We start from the raw sequence: 24,093 nt of genomic DNA, 5'->3' as shown, positions 1-24,093 counted from the left end.
GATCATAACCGGGGCATGAGCAAGCTTCAGTTGAACAGAACCGTAAGCCATTGAAAGGACAGGTAAGTAAGAAGCATGACAGGACTTACGAACGAAGAAGTTCAGGAAAGAATTGCGCAGGGCCAGGTAAATAATAACGAAAACCCCAACACCAGGACATATAAGCAGATCATTCTGGAGAATACGTTGACATTCTTCAATTTTCTGAACCTGGTGCTGCTGGTTCTCGTACTGCTGGTTGGTTCCTACAAAAACTCCATGTTTGTAGGAATCATTTTTATTAATACCGTGATCGGGATCATTCAGGAGGTCCGTGCTAAGAAGACGATTGACAAGCTGGCCATCCTGACAGAATCCAAGACGGTTGTTCTGCGTGAAGGAAAAAAATGGAAAATTTCTACAGAGAAGCTGGTTGTCGATGATCTGATATTCCTGAAGGCCGGAGAACAGGTTCCGGCAGATGCGAAGATCCTGGAGGGAAGCCTTGAGGTCAATGAATCTCTGCTTACCGGTGAGGCAGACAATCTTCCGAAGAATCCGGGAGATGAGCTTTTTTCCGGAAGCTTTGTGACGGCGGGACAGGCCTGTTGCCAGATCATCCATGTGGGAAGTGACAACTATGCGTCAAGGATCACCAGCGAGGCCAAGGAATTCAAACGCCATAATTCAGAGCTTAGAAATTCCCTGAATGCCATTCTGAAGGTGATCAGTATCATTATCGTACCAATGGGTGCGCTGCTTTTTTATAAACAGTATTATTTTGTGGGAGACAATATCCGGGATTCTGTTGTCAATATGGTTGCAGCGGTCCTGGGAATGATCCCGGAGGGACTGGTCCTTCTTACCAGTGTGGCACTGACTCTGGGTGCGCTGAAGCTGGCCCAGAAGAAGACGCTGGTGCAGGAGCTGTACTGTATAGAAACTCTTGCACGCGTGGATACGCTCTGCCTGGATAAGACAGGAACTATCACAGAGGGTACCATGTGTGTGGAGGCGGTGGAGAGCTATCCGCCGGTGTATGATGAGATTTCAGAGACAATATCCGGGAAAGAGCCTGAATCTGGCGAAGGTGACAGCAATGGAACTGAGAGTTCTGCGACTTCTGCAGTTTCAGCAACAGATGCGATCGCAAAGGAGGATGGAAGCGCGAATCTCGTATTACAGGAAAAGTCAGAAGCTGACCCGGAGAAACATAGTCAGGAAGATCCGGAGAAGATCCGGGAAATCGAGCATATCATGGGAAATCTGCTTTCTGTGCTAAAGGATCAGAATGCCACTGCCGATGCACTCAGGGCAAGATTTAAAGTATCTCAGGATATGGAGCTGGATCATGTGATCCCGTTTTCTTCTGACAGGAAGTACAGCGGAGCTGCATTTACAGATACAGGTACTTATCTGATGGGGGCAGCGCAGTTTCTTTTTCCGGAAGGGAACCCGGAGTTGATGGAGTATTGTGGCAGATTTGCAGAGGAAGGTCTTCGTGTGCTGGTTCTTGCCCATAGTGTAAATGTGAGTGAGGGAGCGGAGCTTCCGGAGGGACTGGAACCTGTCGGACTTTTGCTTATTACCGATGTGATCCGTGCAGAGGCACCGGATACACTGGCATATTTCGAAAGTCAGGGTGTTGATCTGAAAGTGATCTCCGGTGATGATCCGGTGACGGTTTCTGCAATTGCCAGACGTGCAGGCCTTAAAAATGCAGAGCATTATATAGATGCGACAACGATCACAACCCAGGAACAGATGGACGAGGCAGTTGCAGAATATAGTGTGTTCGGACGTGTAACACCTCAGCAGAAGCAGGCAATGGTGAAGTCTTTACAGGCTCAGAAGCATACGGTTGCCATGACCGGTGATGGTGTCAATGATGTTCTGGCGCTTAAAGAGGCGGACTGCAGTATTGCCATGGCTGAGGGCAGTGATGCTGCCAAGAATATTGCCAATGTGGTATTGCTGGATTCTAATTTTGCAGCAATGCCGGAAATTGTGAATCAGGGACGCCGGGTTGTAAATAATATCCGTACTGCGGCATCTATGTTTCTGATCAAAACGATTTTTTCCGTGCTGCTGTCACTGATCACGATCTTCTTCGGGGATTCCTATCCCTTTGAGCCGATCCAGATGTCTCTGATCAGTGCCTGCGCTGTTGGTATTCCTACATTCCTTCTGGCACAGGAGAATAATTATGAGAAGATCGACCATACATTTTTGCGTCATGTATTTATGAATGCATTTCCGGCTGCTGTGACCATCACGGGCTGTGTGTTCAGTGTGATGCTGGTATGCCAGAATGTATACCATTCCAATGCTATGCTGAATACAGCCTGTGTGCTTGTAACAGGATGGAATTATATGGCGGCACTTAAGACAGTTTACGCACCTCTGAATAAGTATCGAAAGGTGATCATTTACAGTATGCAGGTGATCTTTTTCGGTGCGGCGGTGGTTCTGCAGAATCTTCTGACACTGGGATCGCTGGAATTCGGAATGATCATTCTGGTGTTCCTTCTGATGACATTTTCTCCGATCCTGATCGATGTGATCACGGCCTGGCTCAGAAATATTTACAGCCGTTCGCTGGATAGTGGGGAACAGGGGAAATTTGCTGCATTTATTGATAAGCTGAGAAAATAATAATATGAGAAATAAAAAAGGACACTGCCCGTTGAAAATGGCAGTGTCCTTTTTTGCAAATAAACTGTGAAGCAGTTATCCAGTTATCCGGTGCAGAGCTGTGTAGAGAATGCAGATTGTGGATATCCGCCTGACAAAGCTATTATTTCGTGTGCATAAGCCAGATAAATCCGAAGGCCGGGATCTCTACAGCCTGTGCGTCTCTCTGAACTCCTGTGAGAAGATCTGTGTAGGTACCGTCCTGTTCGTTGATCCAGGCTACCTTATCCTGGTCGCTGAAGTTGTAGATGCAGATCAGCTTTTCTTCAGAAGTTTCTCTTACCAGGGCAAGGAGAGCTTTTTCCCAGGTTTCTAGTGTATGTGCAGAAACTTCAGGTGCAAATACCGGATGGCTGGCACGGATGGATTCCAGCTGCTCAAGGCTGTTGAAAATGCGTCCCTGGATCGTTTCGGCATCGGCTCTGTTCCGGGCAAGTGCCCAGTTGAAACGTCCGTTGTGGAGCCAGCGGGGATCAGCTGCTTTGGAAATGTCGGCTTTATAGGTGTAGTCATTCAGCTGTCCGACCTCGTCACCGCTTCGAAGTACCGGAATTCCGGGGAGGGAAAGAAGCAATGCATGAAGTGCTACGTCATAGCGGATTCCCCGGCTGACACCCTCCATATTTCCTTCATAATCAAAACGCTCGATTCCTGCAAGAGATGCGGTTGTTCCGCAGAGCTCCGATTTCTCAGTTTCCGGATTTACATAAATTTCACCCCGGGCAAAGGAATCAGGGAAAATACCTGCCAGGAATTCATTCAGATAATCTCTGTGAGGCCCTTCTGTGATAAAGCTTCCTTTCAGGAAATCATAGTCCAGATTCCAGCGTACCGTGTTGCGGTTACGGAGGTAATTCTGGAATACCGGTGCCTGCGGAAGGTCTGCAGCTCTGTCGATTCCCCGGCGGAGAAGGGCAGTGTCCTTTGTGGCAACGGTATGCCAGAGATCGGACATCAGCTGGGTGCTGTTTACAATGTGAAGTTCCGGCATATCGGAAGTTCCGCCAAATGCAGCAGCTTCTGCAGGTGGGCGGTCTGTTTCGCCAAGGAGAAGAATTCCGGGGCATACGATCTCACACACCATTCGGGTCATACGCAGCAGAGAGTGAAGCTTCCAGAGATTTTCTTCCGGCATCATCGGAAGGACACCAAGGCTGAATACAGAAGCACCTTCATTTGCAAGCTCCAGGATCTGAAGAAGCATTGCATTGAAATAAGCCGGAGTCTGGAGCACACATGGCGCACCGGACTGTGGGTCATCCACAGAAAGACTTAACGGGATCTCAAGAGCCAGGCGGATACCTGCTTTCCTACAGTTAGCTGCAAGTGTGTACAGATCTTCGGAGGTTCCGATCTCCGGGATAATGCGAAGGGAGCAATTGGAGGTTGCCTGGAAAAGATCTGTCAGGTACAGAGTGTCTGCGTTACATTCGCTGATATAGTCCAGCTTATCGGACAGCCCGGAAAGAGTATCTGCGAAGTCAGCAGGATTTACAGCCATTCCAGTGAAAGTAGTCTTACGGAACCAGTCAGGATCTGCAGCGCAGTTCTGGTCGGCTTCCTTCATGGAAAGAGAACGCTCACGGTAGATTTCTTTCATCTTTTTTGTGAGGCTTGAGAATGTGCCGGCAACTTCCGGATGATTGCGGAACAGCTCACAGTAGAGCCATTTCAGATCATTGTAGTAGTATTTCAGACGTTTCTCGTAGAGGGCATCGTAAGCTGTGTCCTCCTTGGAAGTTTCGACTTTCAGAGGCTCGGTCTTGGAAGTAGTAACTTTCGCCGGCTCAGTCTTGGAAGTCTCAACCTTGATCGGTTCGGTCTTTGAAGTCTCAACCTTGATCGGCTCGGTCTTTGAAGTCTCGACTTTGATCGGATCGGTCTTGGAAGTCTCAACTTTGATCGGCTCGGTCTTGGAGGTCTCGACCTTAATCGGCTCAGTCTTGGAAGTTTCAACCTTGATCGGCTCGGTTTTAGAGGTCTCGACCTTGAACGGCTCAGTCTTGGAAGTTTCAACCTTGATCGGTTCAGTTTTAGAGGTCTCGACCTTAATCGGCTCAGTCTTGGAAGTCTCGACTTTGATCGGTTCAGTTTTGGAGGTTTCGACTTTAAGCGTTTCCTTCTTTACGGTTTCAAGTTTTTTTACTTCGGCTTTAGCATTTTCAACAGATTTGGCAGCACTGGAACTGGTGCCGGCAGCAGAGGTATTTTTTTTCAGCTGCTTTTCTTTTTTTGCCTGCATGGCAGCTTTCTTTTTCTGGAGTCTTTTTGTTGACATATAGAGTTCCTCCTTAGATAAAATGATATTTTTCGGTATAAAAATGTAAACTCTCTCACCGGAGAGAGAAACAGAGCTACAGCTTATGAAAAACAGGACGGCGGTTTTTAAATACAGCATAATAGGAAAAACCACATTCACGGAGAACATCAGCCGCCTTGTCAAAAGCATAGCTGATCTTATCCGGAGTATGGGCATCTGCACCGATGGTGATGATCTCACCGCCAAGCTCACGGTAACGTCGGATAATATTGACACATGGATTCGGTTCACCAAGCCCGTAGTGATAACCGCCTGTGTTCAGCTCGATTCCCACATTTTTGCGGATCAATGTCCGCAGGATCTCGTCCAGGATCTCCTTATATCTTCCATAAGAATACTGACGGTTCTGATTTGGACCATAACGTACTACATAGTCGATATGTCCGTACACATCCATCTCGTCAAAAGCAGCGATATTTTCCAGGATGGATTCAAAATATTCCATGTAGCATGCGGATTCCTTACGGCCCTCAAAATAAGAAGGATAATAAGGATCGTATCCGTGCACCACATGGGAGGAACCAATAACGAAATCAAAGGGAACTTCTTTCAGAAGATCGGAAAAAGATTCTGCAAGCTGAGGCTGAAGTCCAAGCTCGATCCCGAAGTTAACCTGGATCTGGTCTTTAAAAGCATCCGCAAGACTCTCAAGCTTCTGGCGGTATGCAGGGATGTTCAGGGAAAAATCAAGATTTTCCGGAGTATCGGGATAATCCGGATCAAAATGTTCAGTAAAACAGATTCCCGTGAGACCCTGGTCTGCGGCAGTCTGGATCATTTCTTCCATCGGTGTATCGGAATCTGCGGAAAAAGAGGAGTGCATATGGCAGTCCCATAAAATTTTCTGGTCCATTTTGTACCTCCATATTCAAGCCTTTATATTCTGTGACAATGATCGTATCTGCCTGTTATGAATCCGGGAAAGTCAAACTCCCAGCGGGAATATAGATATCCGTTTTAGGAATCAGCAGGACAGAACTTTCTATCAGAGAATTATAGCACATTTTTCAGAAGTTTTCTTAATATTTATTTTAATGTTCTTTTTTATAAATAGCTCTTGAATTTTTGTTTGGAATTAGGTACAATATGAGACAGGTTGATGTTTCTTTAACAAAGGAACGATTTAAATCACCATTCAATTCATAGGAGGAATTTATCATGGCAGTAAAAGTTGCAATTAATGGTTTTGGACGTATCGGTCGTCTTGCATTCCGTCAGATGTTTGGAGCAGAAGGATTTGAGATCGTAGCAATCAACGATCTTACATCTCCTAAGATGCTTGCTCACTTATTAAAATATGATTCTACACAGGGAAGATATGCTCTTGCTGATAAAGTAACAGCAGGCGAGGATTCCATCACAGTAGACGGAAAAGAGATCAAAATCTATGCTAAGGCTAACGCTGCAGAGCTTCCATGGGGAGAGATCGGTGTAGACGTAGTTCTTGAGTGCACAGGTTTCTACACATCCAAAGACAAAGCTCAGGCTCATATCGATGCAGGTGCTAAGCACGTAGTTATTTCCGCTCCGGCTGGAAACGACCTTAAGACAATCGTTTACAACGTAAACCATCAGGGTCTTACAAACGAGGACAAGATCATCTCCGCAGCTTCCTGTACAACAAACTGCCTTGCACCAATGGCTAAGGCTCTTAACGATCTTGCACCGATCAAATCCGGTATCATGTGCACAATCCACGCTTACACAGGCGATCAGATGACACTTGACGGACCGCAGAGAAAAGGCGATCTGAGAAGATCCCGTGCAGCTGCAGTTAACATCGTTCCGAACAGCACAGGTGCTGCTAAAGCTATCGGACTTGTTATCCCAGAGCTTAACGGCAAACTTATCGGTTCTGCACAGCGTGTACCTACCCCAACAGGTTCTACAACAATCCTTACAGCAGTAGTTGAAGGAAACGTTACTAAAGAGCAGATCAACGCAGCTATGAAAGCAGCTTCCAATGAGTCCTTCGGATACAACGAGGATGAGATCGTATCCAGCGATATCGTTGGTATGAGATTTGGTTCCCTCTTCGATGCTACTCAGACAATGGTACTTCCACTTGAGAATGGCACAACAGAGGTTCAGGTAGTTTCCTGGTATGACAACGAGAACTCCTACACAAGCCAGATGGTTCGTACAATCAAGCACTTCGGAAAACTTCTGAACGCTTAATTTTCTGCGAACGGGTGTAGAAGAATAGACTCAGAAAGGGTCCGGTCTGAAGAGGACCGGGCCCTTTTTTTCCAAAAGACCAAACAAAAAAATGTCTGAGGAATGACTGTTAACAGAGCGGACAACAATATCGCTCGCCCTTATTGATCTGCTTTTGCAGAAATAAAAGTTAAGGAGATATAGAGATGCTGAACAAAAAAAGTGTTGACGATATCAATGTAAAAGGACAGAGAGTACTTGTAAGATGTGATTTCAACGTTCCGCTTCAGGACGGAAAGATCACAGATGAGAACCGTCTTGTAGCTGCTCTTCCGACAATTAAGAAACTGATCGCAGACGGTGGAAAGGTTATCCTCTGCTCCCACCTTGGAAAACCGAAGGGAGAGCCGAAACCGGAGCTTTCTCTTGCACCGGTATCTGTTCGCCTTTCCGAGCTTCTTGGACAGGAAGTAAAATTTGCAGCAGATCCTGAGGTAGTAGGACCGAACGCAAAGGCTGCTGTAGCAGCAATGAAAGACGGCGACGTAGTTCTTCTTGAGAACACACGTTATCGTGCAGAAGAGACAAAGAACGAGGATAAGTTCAGCGAAGAGCTTGCTTCCCTTTGCGACGTATTTGTAAACGATGCATTTGGAACAGCTCACAGAGCTCACTGCTCCAATGTAGGTGTTACCAAATATGTGAAGACAGCAGTTGTAGGATATCTGATGGAGAAAGAGATCGCATTCCTTGGAAACGCTGTAAACAATCCGGAGAGACCATTCGTTGCAATCCTTGGCGGAGCTAAGGTTTCCAGCAAGATTTCCGTTATCAACAACCTTCTTGACAAGGTAGATACACTGATCATCGGTGGTGGAATGTCTTACACATTCTCCAAAGCTATGGGTGGACATATCGGAAGATCCCTCTGCGAGGATGATTACCTTCAGTATGCACTTGACATGATGAAGAAAGCAGAGGAGAAAGGTGTGAAACTTCTTCTTCCTGTAGATAACAGAATCGGTGATGACTTCTCCAACGACTGCAATATCCAGGTTGTAAAACGCGGTGAGATTCCGGACGGATGGGAAGGAATGGATATCGGACCTGAGACAGAGAAGATCTTTGCAGACGCTGTTAAAGATGCCAAGACAGTTGTATGGAACGGACCGATGGGATGCTTCGAGATGCCGAACTTCGCACATGGTACAGAGGCAGTTGCAAAAGCTCTTGCTGATACAGACGCAACAACCATCATCGGTGGTGGTGATTCCGCAGCAGCTGTAAATATCCTTGGATATGGCGACAAGATGACACACATCTCCACAGGTGGCGGTGCTTCTCTTGAGTTCCTTGAGGGCAAAGAGCTTCCGGGCGTAGCAGCAGCTAACGATAAAGACTGATAAAAAATAAAGTGTTCCGCGAACACGAAAAGGAGATAAAAACAATGGCAAGAAAGAAAATTATTGCTGGAAACTGGAAAATGAACATGACACCAAGCGAGGCTGTAAAGCTTGTTGAGACTTTAAAACCGCTTGTTGTTAACGATGAAGTTGACGTAGTATTCTGCGTACCGGCTATCGACATCATCCCTGTTGTTGAGGCAGCTAAAGGTTCTAACATCCAGGTTGGTGCTGAGAACATGTACTTCGAGGAGAAAGGTGCTTACACAGGTGAGATCGCTCCGGCTATGCTCGTAGATGCAGGCGTTAAGTACGTTGTACTTGGACACTCCGAGAGAAGAGAGTACTTCGGTGAGACAAACGAGGACGTTAACAAAAAAATGCTCAAAGCTTTCGAGCATGGCATCACACCGATCATGTGCTGTGGTGAGACACTTACTCAGAGAGAGCAGGGCGTAACAATGGACTTCATCCGTCAGCAGGTTAAGGTTGGATTCCAGGGTGTTACAGCTGATCAGGCTAAGACAGCAGTTATCGCTTACGAGCCGATCTGGGCTATCGGAACAGGTAAGACAGCTACAACAGAGCAGGCTCAGGAAGTTTGCGCTGATATCCGTAAATGCATCGCTGAGATCTATGATGATGCTACAGCAGCAGAGATCCGTATCCAGTACGGCGGATCTGTAAACGCTGCAACAGCTCCTGACTTATTCGCTCAGGCTGACATCGATGGCGGTCTTGTAGGTGGCGCTTCCCTGAAACCAGATTTCGGAAAGATCGTAAACTACAAATAAGATTCACTTAAAAAGGGGCTTCGGCCCCTTTTTTTATATCTTTTTATAAAAAAATCAGAAAAACTCTCCCTGACACGGATAGCACAGCCAACAAAAAAGCTGCATCTGATCGCAGTCAGAGAGAGTTTTTCTTATCTTCAGAGTAAGGATTGTTTTTCTCTGAAGCTTTTTCTGTATGTTCGTTCCTTTCGTCAGGCTCGGGAACGTGTTCCACAATGTCCTCGATCTCGCAGTGGAGAATGGAACACAGCCTGTCTATGGTATAAATTTCAACATTTTTATTTTTTCGAAGTCTGTCCAGAAGTGAACGGGTGATCTGGTAATGTTCATAAAGATCATACTGAGTGATCCCACGCTCCTTCATCGTGACCCAAAATCTGTCATATTTTATCATATATATATCCTGTCCGATTCATCCTTGAATTAATCTTATTATGAAGGTAAAATTGGAATCACAACAGTGTCCTTATATCGACACTACAGAAAGGAGAAGCAATGAGGAAGTTTTTTAAAATCTTAATTTCAGTGGTGATCACACTGTATTTTTCAGCTACCATGTTCTACTGCTTTGTGGCAGGAACACCGGATGACGGAAAAGGGGCAGTGATCTATATGATGTCAGCAGCAGGCCTGTCGATACTGTTTCCGGCTTTTACCTGCGGCTGCATTCATTACATCCTTTATCTCAGAAAAAAAATGGATGAAAGGAGCAAATGATCAGGATTTATGGTATGATAACAATAAATATCTGGCAGGGTATGTCGTTTCAGAAAACGGTTATCTGATAACGGCAGAAACGCATCAGATGGCTGTGCTGTGGTGCAGCCGTTACGTATTATAATAGAAAGAAAGCCTGCGGCTGTGCGTAAGACGCTTATATGATCATTTGCGGAGGATTTTATGGGGAATATTCTGGATTATCTTGACTGGAGAGGAGATCTTACCTTTGAGCAGTCACCCTTTAATGAAGTTGACAATCTGATACTGGCGTGTTTTTCCTATCTTGATCTGGATGAGATGGCAGAAGTAAAAAACGGAAATACTCTTTCTGTAGAAGAACTCTTTGCGGCTTTTTCCAGAAGGGAAATGAAGAAGGATCTGAAAGCAGAAAGTGCATTTCTGCAGAATACACCGGTGCTCCTTGAAAAAATGGCCTGTGCGGAGAGATTCCGGAAATGTACAGTAGGGGGCTTTGTCAATGAAATCCTTTCCCATCAGGCTCAGCAGTTTGCGGCAGTGACTATAGGACTGGATGATGGAACCACATATATTTCATTTCGTGGAACCGATGATACCATTGTGGGATGGAAGGAGGATTTTAACTTAAGCAACGGAGTTGTTCCTTCGCACAGAAAAGCGTTGGAATATCTGGAAACGCATGGAACTTATATACAGTCCATGCTGCGGATCGGCGGTCATTCCAAAGGAGGAAATCTGGCTATGTATGCAGCGATGCAGTGCAGTGACATCCTGCAGGAAAAGCTTCTTTCTGTCTATGATAATGATGGCCCGGGTTTTCCGGAAGGATTTTTCAGTCCCGGAAGAGTGGAAAGTGTTTTGCCAAAAGTCACTCGTATCATTCCCGAGGCATCTGTGATCGGTATGCTACTCAGCCACCAGAAAAATCCGCGGATCGTAGCCAGTACACAGAAGGGGATCCTGCAGCATGATGCTTTTACCTGGGAGGTAATGGGGCCATCCTTTATAGAGAAAGAAAGTTTGACAAGAAGAGCTGCGGCGTCAGATCGAAGTATTCATAAATGGATCGACCATATGGATGAAAAGCAGAGAGAGCATCTCATCGGGGAACTCTTTTCTGTGTTGGAAGCAACCGGAGCAGATACCATTTCCCAAATCCAGGAAGGTGGTCTGAAAAGTCTGGCTGCCATGGTGCGCCATCTGGATAAACTGGAACCACAGTCAAAAGCTATGGTGCAGGAACTGATCACCGGACTTTTTGGCAGCTGGTTGGAATTGCTTCCTCTGCCGGAACTTGACAAAAAGCGTTTTCTGCCATAACATAGGAGTTACTCTGATAAAAATTGGAAAAAACGGAAAGGGGACATCAGAAAATGAACGAAAAAGTCGTAAATGCGGCCCTTCTTGGTCTCGGAACAGTAGGAACCGGTGTATATAAAGTGATCAAAAGCCAGGAGCAGGAAATGACAGCCAAGCTTGGATGCCAGGTAAAGATCACAAAGATCCTGGTGCGTAACCTTGAGAAAGCGTCCGGGAAGGTAGACGATCCTTCTGTTCTTACAACAGACTGGGCAGATATTGAGGGAGATCCTTCCATTGATATTGTGATCGAGCTGATCGGCGGGATCGAGCCGGCACGTACTTATATCCTTGCAGCACTGAAAGCCGGCAAGAACGTTGTAACTGCAAACAAGGATCTGATCGCAGTCCACGGAAAAGAGATTCTGGAAACTGCCAGGGCAGCGCAGAAGGATTTTCTGTTTGAGGCAGCAGTTGCCGGAGGAATCCCGATCATCAGCCCGTTGAAGAACAGTCTTGAGGCCAACCATGTAACGGAAGTTATGGGAATCGTAAACGGAACTACGAACTTTATCCTTACCAAGATGTCCCAGGAGGGAATGGAATTTTCAGATGCTCTTGCTCTTGCTACAGAACTTGGATATGCAGAGGCAGATCCTACTGCAGATATCGAGGGAATTGATGCTGGAAGAAAGGTTGCCATCCTTGCATCAGTTGCCTTTAATTCCAGAGTTACCCTTGATAATGTTCATATAGAAGGAATCACAAAGATCACGGCAAAGGATATCCGTTACGCAAAAGAAATGGGCTGCGAGATCAAGCTTCTGGGTGTTGCACGCTGTCAGGAGGACGGCGTTGAGGCCTATGTCTGCCCGATGCTGATCCCGGCAGAGCATCCCCTTGCATCCGTCAATGATTCTTATAATGCAGTTTTTGTACACGGAGATGCAGTAGGAGATACCATGTTCTACGGACGTGGAGCAGGTGAGCTTCCTACAGCAAGTGCGGTTGCCGGTGATGTATTTGAGGTAGTCCGTAATATGAAGGCAGATTGCTGCGGAAGAGTAGGCTGCACCTGCTATAAGACACTTCCGTTAAAAAATATGGCAGATACCCATAACCGTTATTTCCTCCGCCTGCAGGTAGAGGACCGCTGCGGTGTGCTGGCTGAAATCCTGGAGCATTTTGCAAAATATCAGGCAAGCGTGGCACAGATCATGCAGAAAGAAAGCAAGAGACCGGATACCGCAGAGGTTGTTGTGATCACCAAACTTGTAAGCGAGGGCGCTTTCTTTAAGGTTAAGGAAGAACTGGAAAACAGCGCATCTGTAAGAAAGATTTCTTCTATGATCCGTGTATACCAGAAATAATATCTTTCGCGTAAATTTACAGATCAGCCGTATCAGTTGTCAGGAAATTGAAAACAGACAAATTTTTGTCAAAGAAAACGTTGCAAAATTTCTGGATTTTGGTACTATATAAAATGGAAAACAAAAGAATCCTGAATGGTACAGAGGTTTTCAGAATTAGTGAAGAGCTGTGCCGGACAGATTTTCGATCAAAGATAAGAAGGGGAAAATTATGAGCAAAAAACCAACAGTTTTAATGATCCTTGATGGATACGGACTCAATGACAGACATGACGGAAATGCTGTATATGAGGCAAAAACACCGGTTATGGACGGACTCATGAAAGATTATCCGTTTGTAAAAGGCAATGCCAGCGGTCTTGCGGTAGGTCTTCCGGACGGACAGATGGGTAACTCCGAGGTTGGTCATATGAACATGGGCGCAGGCCGTATCGTATACCAGGAGCTTACAAGGATCACAAAAGAGATCCAGGACGGCGATTTCTTCAAGAATGAGGCACTTCTTACTGCTATGAAGAATGCAAAAGACAACGATTCCGCGATCCATTTTATGGGACTTCTTTCTGACGGTGGCGTACACAGCCACAATACACATCTCTACGGACTTCTTGAGATGGCAAAGAGAGAGGGACTCAAGAAAGTTTACGTACACTGCTTCTTGGATGGTCGTGACACACCGCCTGCATCCGGTAAAGAGTTTGTAGAGCAGCTGGAAGCTAAAATGAAAGAGATCGGTGTTGGTGAGATCGGTGTGATCTCCGGACGTTATTATGCAATGGATCGTGATAACCGCTGGGATCGTGTTGAGCTTGCATATAAAGCTCTTACACAGGGCGAAGGCGTAAAGGGAACAGATGCTGCAGCAGCAGTTCAGGCTTCCTATGATGATGACAAGACAGATGAATTTGTGCTTCCGACTGTTATCGAGAAGGACGGCAAACCGGTTGCAACTATTTCCGATAAGGATTCCGTTGTATTCTTCAACTTCCGTCCGGACCGTGCAAGAGAGATCACAAGAGCTTTCTGTGATGACGATTTTAAGGGCTTTGAGAGAGCAAAGAGACTGGATACCACATTCGTATGCTTCACAGAGTATGATGATACCATCCAGAACAAGCTGGTAGCATTCCACAAGGTTCTTCTTCACAATACCTTCGGTGAGTACCTTGCAGCTCACGATATGACACAGGCACGTATCGCCGAGACAGAGAAATATGCACATGTTACATTCTTCTTCAACGGTGGTGTTGAGGAACCAAACAAAGGAGAGGACAGAATCCTTGTAAAATCCCCGAAGGTTCCGACTTACGATATGCAGCCGGAGATGAGTGCACCGGAGGTTTGCGAGAAGCTTGTAGAGGCGATCAAATCTGACAAATATGATGTGATCATCATCAACTTTGCGAACCCGGATATGGTTGGCCATACAGGTGTTGAGGCAGCTGCGATCAAGGCTGTTGAGACTGTTGATGCGTGTGTTGGTAAGGCTGTAGAGGCAATCAAAGAGGTTGACGGACAGCTCTTTATCTGCGCTGACCATGGTAACGCAGAGCAGCTTGTAAATTATGAAACAGGTGAGCCATGGACAGCTCATACAACGAACCCGGTACCGTTTATCCTTGTAAACGCAGATCCGAAATACACACTTCGTGAGAACGGATGTCTTGCAGATATCGTTCCGACTCTGATCCAGCTTATGGGTATGGAGCAGCCGAAGGAAATGACAGGAGAGTCTCTTCTTGTTGAGAAATAAATAAGCTTCACGGAATCCCGGCAGATTTTTACGGATCTGCCGGGATTTTTTCATCCGATTGTTTCTGTTTCCACACATGAAAAAAATTTTCAAAATCATCTTGTAAAATCATTCCATTTCAACTATAATCCCTCTGATACATAAAAACAGGTAATTTTTGAGCAACTGTAAAGTTACAGAAAGAATAATAAAAAGAATAACAAAAAGCAGCACAAAGTTTATGAACGATCAAATTAAATGGGGGGAAAAAAGATTTCATGAAAACAGACATGACACAGGGAAAACCGGTAAAAGTGCTCCTGGGATTTACGATCCCGGTATTTATTGGTAATGTATTTCAGCAGTTCTACAATATGGTAGATGCGGTGGTTGTAGGAAAATTTGTAGGAACAAAGGCACTGGCGGCAGTTGGCTCAACAGGAACTATCATCTTTTTGATCATAGGCTTTCTTCTGGGACTTACTGCCGGTTTTACCGTACTGACTGCACAGAAGTACGGTGCGGGAAAAATGGATGAGATGCGTCAGACCGTGGGAAATGCACTGATCCTGACAGCGCTGATCTCGGCAGTGATGACAGCAGTCAGCATGACAGGTATGCATGCACTTCTGAAATTTATGCATACGCCGGATGATATTTTCAAGGATGCATATGCTTACGTTATGATCATCTGCGGAGGGATTTTTGCCCAGGCATTATATAATATCCTGGCCAGTATCCTCCGTGCACTGGGAAACAGTAAGGTACCACTGTATTTTCTGATCTTATCTGCAATGCTGAATATTGTGCTTGACCTTGTATTTATCATCGTGTTTAAGCTGGGAGCGCCTGGAGCAGCCTGGGCTACCATTATTTCCCAGGGAGTTTCCGGAGTCTTATGTCTGGTATATATCTGGAAGTTTGTGCCGGAGCTCCGTATGAAAAAAGAAGACTGGTATTTCAGATGTAACCTCGCAGCCAAGCAGATCGGTGTGGGAATCCCAATGGGACTGCAGTATTCCATTACGGCGATCGGAACCATGATGGTACAGTCAGCCTTAAATATGCTTGGCTCTTATGCGGTGGCGGCGTTTACAGCAGGAAGTAAGATCGAGCAGATATTCACCCAGGCATATGTGGCACAGGGAACTGCCAGCGCTACCTACAATGCACAGAATATCGGAGCCGGAAAGCTTGAGAGAGTGCGGGAAGGCTTCCGGGCTTCGCATTTTATAGGAATTGTATATTCTGTTGTTGTTGGTAGTTTTCTGTTCTTTGCGGGAAAATATTTTGCATATCTGTTTATCTCAGATAACATTGAAGAAGTGCTTCCTATGGTAGCAATCTATGTAAAATGTGTGGCACTGTTTTTTATTCCTCTGTATTTTGTCAATGTACTGCGAAACGGGATCCAGGGAATGGGATATGGTCTTCTTCCTATGATGGCCGGTGTGGCTGAGCTTGCAGGAAGAGGGATCACCGCTACCGTTGCAGCCGGAAAAAGCAGCTATATCGGTACCTGTCTTGCAAGTCCGGTGGCCTGGATCTTTGCGTCAGTGCTCCTTTGGGTAATGTATTTCTATGTTATGAAAGATATGGCGCGGAAGCTGTACGGTACAAATAAGTTATAAAAAAACCGTGAAATGAGATGCAATTTCCGGAAAGTATGATATAATGAAAAAGCTGGTGAGTAAGACCAGAAAGTATCAATGGAAAGATGCCTTTTTAAAGGCACATGAACATAGAGGTGAATAAATATGAGCAACGATGAAAAGAGGGATATCGAGGACAGGATCAATGATGCCATGGCAAAGATCGTCAGTGATACTGCAGGAGAGCCTCAGCCTGAAAATAAAAATAACAGATCAGCTGCTCACAAGTCGGCACGACCTTCGAAATCAGCAAGGCCAAGGAAGATCACCTACGTACCTATCGATGAATCTGAATTTGAACCTATTGTTATACCCGAAAAGAAAAAGCATAAGGCACTGAAGGTAACTGGAATGATCGCCGCCATGGTTTTGGTAGTGGCAGGCTGTGCATATGCAGGAGTATCTTATTATTACACCAGTCATTTCTTTGAGGGCACAACGATTAACGGGATCGACAGCTCCAACAGGACTGCATATGAGGTTGAGCAGGAGATCGCAAAAAAAATGGAAGGCTATTCCATCCAGGTAAAGGCCAGAGATCAGGAACCGCAGACGATAGAAGGAACGGATATCAGTTATCGTTATATATCCAGTGGTGAAGTTCTGAAGCTTTTGAAAGCGCAGAAGCCCTATGAATGGGTGAGAGGATTTTTTGAAAAGACGACTTACACAGCCAGTGAGCAGACAGCTTTTGACAAGTCAAAGCTGGAGTCAGAAGTGAAAGCACTGAACTGTGCCCAGAAAGAGAATCAGGTAGCACCGGAGAATGCGTACGTAAGCTTTAATGATTCCGAGTTTACGATCGTGCCGGAGACAGTGGGAAGTGAACTGAAGGTAAAAGAAGCCTATCAGATGATCAGTGATGCTATCAGCAGCGATGACGGGGAAGTAGATCTTGGCAGTAACCCGGATGCTTATGTGAAAGCAGATGTGACCAGCGACAGTGCAGATCTGCAGGCAACGGTGGATGCATATAATAACTTTGCGAGGGCAAGCATCACCTACACATTTGGAGATGAGACAGTAACACTTGATGGAAGCACCATCAAGAACTGGCTGCAGTTTGACGAAAAGGGCCAGCTGATCCAGGATGATGCATCCTTCAAACAGCATATCGTGGATTATGTGGCACAGCTTGCAGCGGATCATGATACAGTAGGTACAGAGCGTCAGTTCCAGACAACAAGCGGAAGAACTGTTTCGGTTTCCGGTTCTGCATATGGCTGGAAGATCGATCAGGACGGAGAGGTGGCACAGCTTACCCAGGAGATCCAGTCCGGAGCTCAGACGACCAGAGAGCCGGTTTATTCCATGAGAGCCAATTCTTATGGTGTGAATGATCTGGGAAATACCTACATTGAAGTGGACCTTACAGAACAGTATATGTGGTATTATCAGGATGGAAATGTGATCTTTGAATCAGATATCGTATCCGGACTTGCAAGTGATCCGAAGAGAAAAACACCTCCTGGAATCTTCACCTTGTATTATAAGAAGAGCCCGGATGTGCTACGTGGCACCAAGAAACCAGACGGAACCTATTCCTATGAACAGCCGGTAACCTACTGGATGCCGTTTAACGGAGGCATTGGATTCCATGATGCAGACTGGCAGCCGTATTTTGGAGGCGATCGGTATCTAACCGGAGGTTCCCACGGCTGTATCAATATGCCGCCGGATAAAGCGGGAGAGCTTTACAACATTATCCAGTATAATGTTCCGATCGTCTGTTTCTATTGATCGGATCAGTAGTCAAAAAACAAACAGGAGCCAGCCGGTGATCCGGTGTGTGGCTCCTGTTCTTTAGCAGGAGGAAAATATTATGTTTGATCAGTCATTCAGCTTTATACTTACAATCGCAGCACTGGTAGTAGGATTTATGCTTTTTACCGGACACGGTTCCTTTTTTATGAAAGGCGGAAACACACAGGCCAGAGCCCAGAAGTATGATGAGAAAAAAATGGAAAAGGTTTCAGGAATCTGTCTGATACTTATCGGAGTGGCTACAGGAGTTGACGCATTTACCACAAGTGTAGCAGCAAAGATCGCCTATGTAGTAATTCTGTTTGTGATACTTGCGGTATTTCTGTTTGTACTCAGAACAAAATGTATCAAAAAATGATCAGAAGTATCAGAACTATCCTTTAGGTAAAAAAGCAGAACTCCCCGTGAAACGGTAACCTGTCTGATCAGGCTCCGGTATCCGCGGGGAGTTTTTCTGTCTGTATTTAGTTTAATTTCGTTCGGCTGGTCTGCCGGAATGTCAGAGTAAAGATGATTCCCTTTACGATGGAAGTAAGGGAAAGTGCCCACCAGATACCATTAAGTCCCATTCCCGCATGAGTCAGCAGCATGGCAAGCGGGATTCTGGCCCCTGTCAGGATAATACTGATGATACTGCAGAGCTTGGTCATACCAAGGCCGGACAGTGCACCGATGGTCATCAGCTCAATGGCCATGAAAGCCTCACAGAAGCCGATGATGATCAGGTAATTTACAGAAATCCCAAGGGATTCCGGATCATGGAAAAACAGTCCGGAGATCGGGCGTGGGAGCAGCACAAAGGCTGCAGTTATGATAAGACCCCAGATTGTCAGGATACCAAAGGAAATACGGTAGCCCTGGCGGATGCGGTCGTATTTTTTTGCACCGAAATTCTGTGCGGTAAAAGCATTTAAGGCAGAGGCAAAGCCGTCCGCGGTGTTCCAGGAAACGGATTCGATCTGTCCGCCCACACGCTGGACAGCAATGGCAGCAGCACCGAAGGCGGAAACCATTCTGGTCAGTACCATGGAGATCATACAGTAGAGCATGCTCTGGATAGCGGTTGGAAAACCAATGCGGAAGATATTTTTATAAAATTTTCCCGGAAAACGTGAAAAAAGATGAAGTTCACGAAGTACATTTGTTTCCAGCCCGGAAGTAAAGATCCGGAAAACCAGCACTGCAAAAACCAGGAACTGTGCAGTTACTGTGGCAATGGCAGCACCTGCCGTTTCAAGCCGTGGAAAAGGTCCAATGCCAAGGATCAGGAGCGGATCCAGGAGCATATTTCCCACAAGTCCAAGAAAATTGGCCATCAGCGGAGACCTGGAATCTCCCTGGGCTGTAAAAAGTCCGGTGAGAGTCAGGTTCAGGAAGGAAAAAATGATCAGTCCGCAGGTGATCAGCATATAAGATCTGGCAGAAGAATATGCTTCCGGGTCTGTCAGATTAAAAAATCCGATCAGAGGATCAAGAAATATAATACTTGCTGCAGAAAATAAGAGACCGAACAGAATGGTCATCTGCAGGGCACTGGCCGCGTAGGAACGTGCCTCTTTATAATCCTTCCGGCCGCAGGACTGTGCTGTGTTTACCTGTCCGCCCATTCTCGGAAGGGCTACCAGTCCCTGGGAAAGCCACACATACATGCCGCCTACACCGACACCGGCAACTGCCTTGGAGCCCAGAAGCCCGATCCAGGCCATATCTGTGATATTATAGGCAGTTCCAAGAAGGGAAGATGCCATGATAGGAAGAGCAAGCTCTGAAAGCGTTTTCAGGATCGGACCGGAAGTAAGGTCTATGGATTTTGATTTTTTCATACTCATCTGCATATCTCCGTAAGGTCAAAAGGCCTGGTGATCCGGTAATCCGGTTTATCCACCTGACCGAAACCGTATTCAGCAAAGATAAAAGGAACTCCTGCTTTCCGGCAGGCATTAAAGTCTCCTATAGTATCACCGATATAAACCGGATCGGAAAGATTATTATCCTCGCGGATCTTCATGATATTTTCCGCTTTGGCCATGCCGGTGTCACCGGGACAGAGATGGCCCTTGAAATAGTGTCCGAAGCCTGTGGATTTCAGGAACACTTCAATATATCCGGCCTGGCAGTTACTGACGATAAAAAGAGGAAAACGGCTGGAAAGAATCTTCAGTGTTTTCTCAAGATCCGGATACAGCGGAGCACATTTGCGAAGCAGTGCCTCGTGCTCTGCCTGGCAGCAGCCGTCGATGATACGAAGCTGTTCTGCTTCCGGAAGCTCAGGGAAAAGAGCCTTTGCGATATCCGGCAGCAGCTGGCCGAAAAGCCCCATCAGTCGTTTGGCGCTTACGTCGGTATCCATGTGCTCCGTATGGATAAGGTAATCACTCCAGGCCTCAGCTACGATCCCGGTGGAATCCCAGAGCGTACCGTCAACATCAAAAATAACACTGTCCATCAGAAAACCTCCCCAAAAAACTATGATATGTAAAAAAAACAACCCTTTGTACTGGACATAGTACAAAACAAGTTACTGTTCACTCCGTTCTCAGCAATACGCTTCGCGATGCACAGAATTTATGCTAATCGCATAAATTCGTGCGGTATGTCTCGGGTTTTCTGTGACCTTCGCTCACAAAAAACACCTCGCGGAATATTACCAGTGAACAGTGATCAAAACAATTCTATATGAGAAAAGAAAAAAAAGCAACTGCGCTTTTGAAGATTTTATGTTATAGTAAGGGTTACGAGGGAAAAACTATGAATTATAAGAATACGATCAGAGGTATATTCAAAGACAGGCCTAACCGTTTTATCGCTCATGTGCAGATCGGGGATCAGCTGGAAACGGTTCATGTGAAGAATACAGGCAGATGCCGGGAACTTCTTGTTCCGGAAGCAGAAGTGATCCTGGAAAAGAGTGATAATCCTGCCAGGAAAACGAAATACGATCTGATCAGTGTGAACAAGGAGGGCCGCTGGATCAATATGGATTCCCAGGCCCCAAATAAAGCAGCAGAAGAGTGGGTGGCGGCCGGAAATCTTTTTCCAGAGAAAGTGACTGTCAGGAGAGAAAAGACATACGGAAATTCCCGTTTTGACCTGTATGTGGAATCCGGGAAGCGAAAGGCTTTTATCGAGGTAAAAGGCGTCACTCTGGAAGAAAATAATATCGTGCGCTTTCCGGACGCACCTACAGAACGGGGGATCAAGCATCTTTGTGAGCTGATGCATGCAGCAGCTGACGGCTATGAGGCGTATCTTCTTTTGGTGATCCAGATGAAGGGTGTAAGGTATTTTGAACCAAATCGGGAGACACATCCGGAATTTGGAGAAACACTTAAGGCGGCAGCAGATGCCGGTGTTCACATCCTGGCCTATGACTGTGTTGTCACGGAAGATTCCATGAAGATCTGTGATCCGATACCGGTAAGATTATAGAAAGGAAACGATATGCCTGAAAACATTGCAGAACCCCTTCTGAAATGGTACGATAAAAACAAAAGGATCCTGCCCTGGAGAGATAAAGACAATGCCTATTATACCTGGGTATCTGAGATCATGCTCCAGCAGACCCGAGTGGAAGCGGTGAAACCTTATTTTCAGCGCTTTATCCAGGAACTTCCGGATGTAGCAGCCCTTGCGGCGGCACCGGAAGAGAGGATCATCAAGCTGTGGGAAGGCCTTGGCTACTACAGCCGTGTCCGCAACATGCAGAAAGCGGCTGTTCAGGTCATGGAAGAATATGGAGGCAGGATCCCTGAGGATTTTGAGACACTTCTCTCGTTAAAAGGAATAGGAAGATATACGGCAGGTGCCATTGCGTCCATTGCCTACGGAAAGAAAGTCCCTGCAGTAGATGGAAATGTGCTGCGGGTATACGCAAGACTCACCGAAAACCGTGGAGATATCATGAAACAGTCTGTACGGAAATCGGTGGAAAATGATCTTACAGAGCAGATGTCTGAGGACAGACCAGGGGATTTCAACCAGGCTATGATGGAGCTGGGAGCTGTAGTCTGTGTTCCAAACGGAGCAGCAAAGTGCGAAGAATGCCCGCTGGGGCATTTTTGCCTTGCCAGAAAGCATGGAACTGTAGAAGAACTTCCCGTAAAAGCACCGAAGAAAGCCCGCACCATAGAACAGCGAACGGTCCTTGTGATCCAGGACGGAGCAGGTACAGCGATCCGTAAACGTCCGGATACAGGACTTCTGGCAGGCCTTTATGAACTTCCAAATGTGGAAGGACATCTGACGGAGAAGGCGGCACTTGCCCGGGTAAAAGCCATGGGGCTGGAACCACTGCGGATCGAAGCACTGCCGGATGCGAAGCACATTTTTTCCCATATTGAATGGAGGATGTGTGCTTATCGTATCGCTGTATCCTCTCTGGAAGAAGCACCGCAGGGGGAGTTCCTGTTTGTGGATAAGAGAGAATCCGATAAAAAATATGCAATACCATCTGCGTTTCGCGCATACACCAGATATATGAAGGAGGAAAACTCATGAAACTTTTGAGCGTAGCAATACCATGCTATAATTCAGAGGCTTATATGTCAAAATGCATCAATTCCCTGCTGATCGGAGGAGAGGAAGTGGAGATCATCATTGTAGATGATGGCTCCAGTGACCGTACTGCCGAGATCGCAGATGATTATGCCGAGAAATATCCAACTATCGTAAAAGCCATACATCAGGAAAATGGCGGCCATGGACAGGCAGTCAACACAGGAATCAAAAACGCAACAGGACTTTATTTCAAGGTTGTGGACAGTGATGACTGGGTAAATCAGGACGCCTACTATGAGGTCCTGAAAACACTTTATGAACTGACACGTGGGGCTGAGACCGTGGATCTTCTCATCAGTAATTTCGTTTATGAGAAGCAGGGAGCTACCCGCAAAAAGGTCATGCAGTACAGACACTGTTTTCCGACAAACCAGATTTTCGGATGGGATGAGGTACGCCACATGAAAAAAGGCCAGTATCTCCTTATGCATTCCATGATATACCGTACAAAACTTCTCCATGACTGTGGAATGGAGCTTCCGAAGCATACGTTCTACGTAGATAACCTGTTTGCGTTTGAGCCGCTTCCCTATGTAAAAAATCTCTATTATCTGGATGTAAATTTCTATCGATATTTTATTGGAAGAGATGATCAGTCTGTCAATGAGAAAGTGATGATCAAGCGTATCGATCAGCAGATCCGTGTAAACAAACTGATGGTGGATGCCTATCTGAAGGCTAATGTGAGCAACCGCAGACTTCGTGCTTATATGTTCAGCTATCTGGATATCATCACAACCGTTTCTTCGATCATGCTGGTAAGAGCTGCAACGCAGGAATGCCTGGATAAAAAACAGGAGCTGCAGGATTACATCAAAGACCAGAATATGGGACTATACCGGAAGCTTCGGAGAAGTCTCTTCGGAAGAGTGTCCAATCTTCCCGGAAAAGGTGGAAGAAAGATGTTTGTGGCAGCATATAAGATCTGTCAGAAGTTTTATGGATTTAATTAAAAAAAGCCCCCAACGGGGCTTTTTTTTATAAATTCTGTTCCGGCTTCTTCTTACGCATATGGGATAGGGAACGCTGTTCCTCGTAATCATCCACTCTCTGTGGATAGAACAGGAGATGTCCGAACAGTGCCAGTGTGGTACCAAGACATACATCGATCACAGAATGCTGCTTGATAAACATGGTGGACAGGATGATCAGAATAGAAAGGATCAGAGATCCTCGCTGAAGCCATTTCCTGTCTTTTAGTGCCTGGCAGTGATGAATGGCAAAATAAACAGCCAGGGAATTAAATACATGGATACTTGGCAGGATATTGGTGGGAGTATCTGTCCGATAGATCTCAGCCACCAGTCGTGTAAAGATGTTGCTTCTGGGGAATACCGCAGGGCGGAGATACTGAACGTTCGGATAGATGTAGGAAACAACAAGGAAAACCGTCATTCCCATCATCAGGTTGAAGATCAGCTGGAAATATTCCTTTTTATTCTTATTGCGAAACAGGAAATACACAACCGTCATTACCACATATGGAAACCATAAAAGGTACGGAATAATAAAAATCTCGCAGAACGGGATCATATCATCAAAAACAGTATGTACAACATGGTAGGCTCGTACAGGCCGCTGCTCCAGATATCCAAACAGGATAAGATAGGCAACGAAATAGATCGCTATGATAAAACCGTGCCTGTATTTTTTTATTTTACTCAACATTTTGC

20 protein-coding genes are annotated in these 24,093 nt (G+C 45.9%); 14 read left to right on the top strand and 6 right to left on the bottom strand.

The genetic code is table 11. From position 1 onward, the window contains the following. Window positions 1–75 precede the first annotated feature (75 nt). Window positions 76–2,634 (top strand): HAD-IC family P-type ATPase, encoded by a 2,559-nt coding sequence (locus CCC70_RS04545; protein ID WP_287084359.1) that lies wholly within the window; start codon window positions 76–78, stop codon window positions 2,632–2,634. Between the two features lie 142 nt (window positions 2,635–2,776). On the opposite strand, the gene CCC70_RS04540 is transcribed toward CCC70_RS04545, so the two are convergent. Both CCC70_RS04540 and CCC70_RS04535 read right to left on the bottom strand, forming a co-directional pair. Then, complete coding sequence (locus CCC70_RS04540; RefSeq protein ID WP_287084358.1) at window positions 2,777–4,951, bottom strand: alpha-amylase family glycosyl hydrolase; 2,175 nt, start codon at window positions 4,949–4,951, stop codon at window positions 2,777–2,779. Window positions 4,952–5,027: 76 nt separating this feature from the next. Beyond that, window positions 5,028–5,846 (bottom strand): histidinol-phosphatase HisJ family protein, encoded by an 819-nt coding sequence (locus CCC70_RS04535; RefSeq protein ID WP_287084356.1) that lies wholly within the window; start codon window positions 5,844–5,846, stop codon window positions 5,028–5,030. Window positions 5,847–6,151: 305 nt separating this feature from the next. On the opposite strand from CCC70_RS04535, the gene gap reads away from it, so the two are divergent. From gap to tpiA, 3 genes are all read left to right on the top strand, one after another. Then, window positions 6,152–7,171, top strand: coding sequence for a type I glyceraldehyde-3-phosphate dehydrogenase (gene gap / locus CCC70_RS04530; protein ID WP_021652276.1), 1,020 nt, complete (start codon window positions 6,152–6,154; stop codon window positions 7,169–7,171). A 185-nt stretch (window positions 7,172–7,356) separates the two neighbouring features. Beyond that, a complete protein-coding gene (locus tag CCC70_RS04525) occupies window positions 7,357–8,553 on the top strand; it encodes a phosphoglycerate kinase (RefSeq protein ID WP_287084354.1) in 1,197 nt (398 codons plus the stop codon). 44 nt (window positions 8,554–8,597) lie between these two features. Beyond that, complete coding sequence (tpiA, locus tag CCC70_RS04520; RefSeq protein ID WP_021977259.1) at window positions 8,598–9,347, top strand: triose-phosphate isomerase; 750 nt, start codon at window positions 8,598–8,600, stop codon at window positions 9,345–9,347. A 115-nt stretch (window positions 9,348–9,462) separates the two neighbouring features. On the opposite strand, the gene CCC70_RS04515 is transcribed toward tpiA, so the two are convergent. Next, window positions 9,463–9,741, bottom strand: a complete 279-nt coding sequence (locus CCC70_RS04515; RefSeq protein ID WP_015527002.1) for a helix-turn-helix domain-containing protein — start codon at window positions 9,739–9,741, stop codon at window positions 9,463–9,465. 101 nt (window positions 9,742–9,842) lie between these two features. Between CCC70_RS04515 and CCC70_RS04510 the strand changes: the two genes are divergently transcribed. The 7 genes from CCC70_RS04510 to CCC70_RS04480 all read left to right on the top strand — a co-directional run bounded on the left by CCC70_RS04510 (window position 9,843) and on the right by CCC70_RS04480 (window position 18,221). Further along, on the top strand, window positions 9,843–10,064 hold the full coding sequence (locus tag CCC70_RS04510) for a hypothetical protein (protein WP_021652279.1): 222 nt from the start codon (window positions 9,843–9,845) through the stop codon (window positions 10,062–10,064). Window positions 10,065–10,247: 183 nt separating this feature from the next. Then, window positions 10,248–11,366, top strand: coding sequence for an Mbeg1-like protein (locus CCC70_RS04505; protein WP_287084353.1), 1,119 nt, complete (start codon window positions 10,248–10,250; stop codon window positions 11,364–11,366). Window positions 11,367–11,419: 53 nt separating this feature from the next. After that, window positions 11,420–12,715 carry a homoserine dehydrogenase gene (locus tag CCC70_RS04500; RefSeq protein ID WP_287084352.1) on the top strand — a complete coding sequence of 432 codons (1,296 nt, stop codon included), beginning with the start codon at window positions 11,420–11,422 and terminating at the stop codon, window positions 12,713–12,715. Between the two features lie 211 nt (window positions 12,716–12,926). Then, on the top strand, window positions 12,927–14,468 hold the full coding sequence (gpmI, locus tag CCC70_RS04495; RefSeq protein ID WP_059085365.1) for a 2,3-bisphosphoglycerate-independent phosphoglycerate mutase: 1,542 nt from the start codon (window positions 12,927–12,929) through the stop codon (window positions 14,466–14,468). Between the two features lie 257 nt (window positions 14,469–14,725). After that, on the top strand, window positions 14,726–16,078 hold the full coding sequence (locus tag CCC70_RS04490) for an MATE family efflux transporter (protein ID WP_129974539.1): 1,353 nt from the start codon (window positions 14,726–14,728) through the stop codon (window positions 16,076–16,078). Window positions 16,079–16,204: 126 nt separating this feature from the next. After that, the gene (locus CCC70_RS04485; RefSeq protein WP_021652284.1) at window positions 16,205–17,839 is read left to right on the top strand and encodes a L,D-transpeptidase family protein; all 1,635 of its coding nucleotides are present in this window, start codon (window positions 16,205–16,207) and stop codon (window positions 17,837–17,839) included. 82 nt (window positions 17,840–17,921) lie between these two features. Then, entirely contained in the window at window positions 17,922–18,221 is a 300-nt protein-coding gene (locus CCC70_RS04480) for a DUF3784 domain-containing protein (RefSeq protein ID WP_015527011.1), read from the top strand. A 106-nt stretch (window positions 18,222–18,327) separates the two neighbouring features. Here the strand turns inward: CCC70_RS04480 and CCC70_RS04475 are convergent, their stop codons facing one another. Together CCC70_RS04475 and CCC70_RS04470 are read right to left on the bottom strand one after the other, a co-directional pair. Further along, the gene (locus CCC70_RS04475; RefSeq protein ID WP_173722607.1) at window positions 18,328–19,686 is read right to left on the bottom strand and encodes an MATE family efflux transporter; all 1,359 of its coding nucleotides are present in this window, start codon (window positions 19,684–19,686) and stop codon (window positions 18,328–18,330) included. A 2-nt stretch (window positions 19,687–19,688) separates the two neighbouring features. Continuing rightward, window positions 19,689–20,309, bottom strand: coding sequence for an HAD family hydrolase (locus CCC70_RS04470; protein ID WP_129974537.1), 621 nt, complete (start codon window positions 20,307–20,309; stop codon window positions 19,689–19,691). Between the two features lie 302 nt (window positions 20,310–20,611). Here CCC70_RS04470 and sfsA point away from each other — a divergent pair, with 302 nt between their 5' ends. The 3 genes from sfsA to CCC70_RS04455 are packed head-to-tail and all read left to right on the top strand — an operon-like array spanning window position 20,612 to window position 23,373. Then, window positions 20,612–21,292, top strand: a complete 681-nt coding sequence (gene sfsA, locus CCC70_RS04465) for a DNA/RNA nuclease SfsA (RefSeq protein ID WP_022426438.1) — start codon at window positions 20,612–20,614, stop codon at window positions 21,290–21,292. A 12-nt stretch (window positions 21,293–21,304) separates the two neighbouring features. Continuing rightward, on the top strand, window positions 21,305–22,360 hold the full coding sequence (gene mutY, locus CCC70_RS04460) for an A/G-specific adenine glycosylase (protein ID WP_059085368.1): 1,056 nt from the start codon (window positions 21,305–21,307) through the stop codon (window positions 22,358–22,360). Further along, window positions 22,357–23,373 (top strand): glycosyltransferase family 2 protein, encoded by a 1,017-nt coding sequence (locus tag CCC70_RS04455; RefSeq protein ID WP_287084351.1) that lies wholly within the window; start codon window positions 22,357–22,359, stop codon window positions 23,371–23,373. Before mutY ends, CCC70_RS04455 begins: the two co-directional genes overlap by 4 nt. A 25-nt stretch (window positions 23,374–23,398) precedes the next feature. Here CCC70_RS04455 and CCC70_RS04450 read toward each other — a convergent pair whose 3' ends face one another. Continuing rightward, window positions 23,399–24,088 carry a phosphatase PAP2 family protein gene (locus CCC70_RS04450; RefSeq protein ID WP_186582063.1) on the bottom strand — a complete coding sequence of 230 codons (690 nt, stop codon included), beginning with the start codon at window positions 24,086–24,088 and terminating at the stop codon, window positions 23,399–23,401. Window positions 24,089–24,093 lie beyond the last annotated feature (5 nt).

It is taken from the genome of Blautia sp. LMAG:89 (genome assembly GCF_008679485.1).
Taxonomy (GTDB): domain Bacteria; phylum Bacillota; class Clostridia; order Lachnospirales; family Lachnospiraceae; genus Blautia_A; species Blautia_A fusiformis.
The sequence above is the reverse complement of the archived record's forward strand: the minus strand, read 5'-3'. Positions and strand labels throughout refer to the sequence as shown.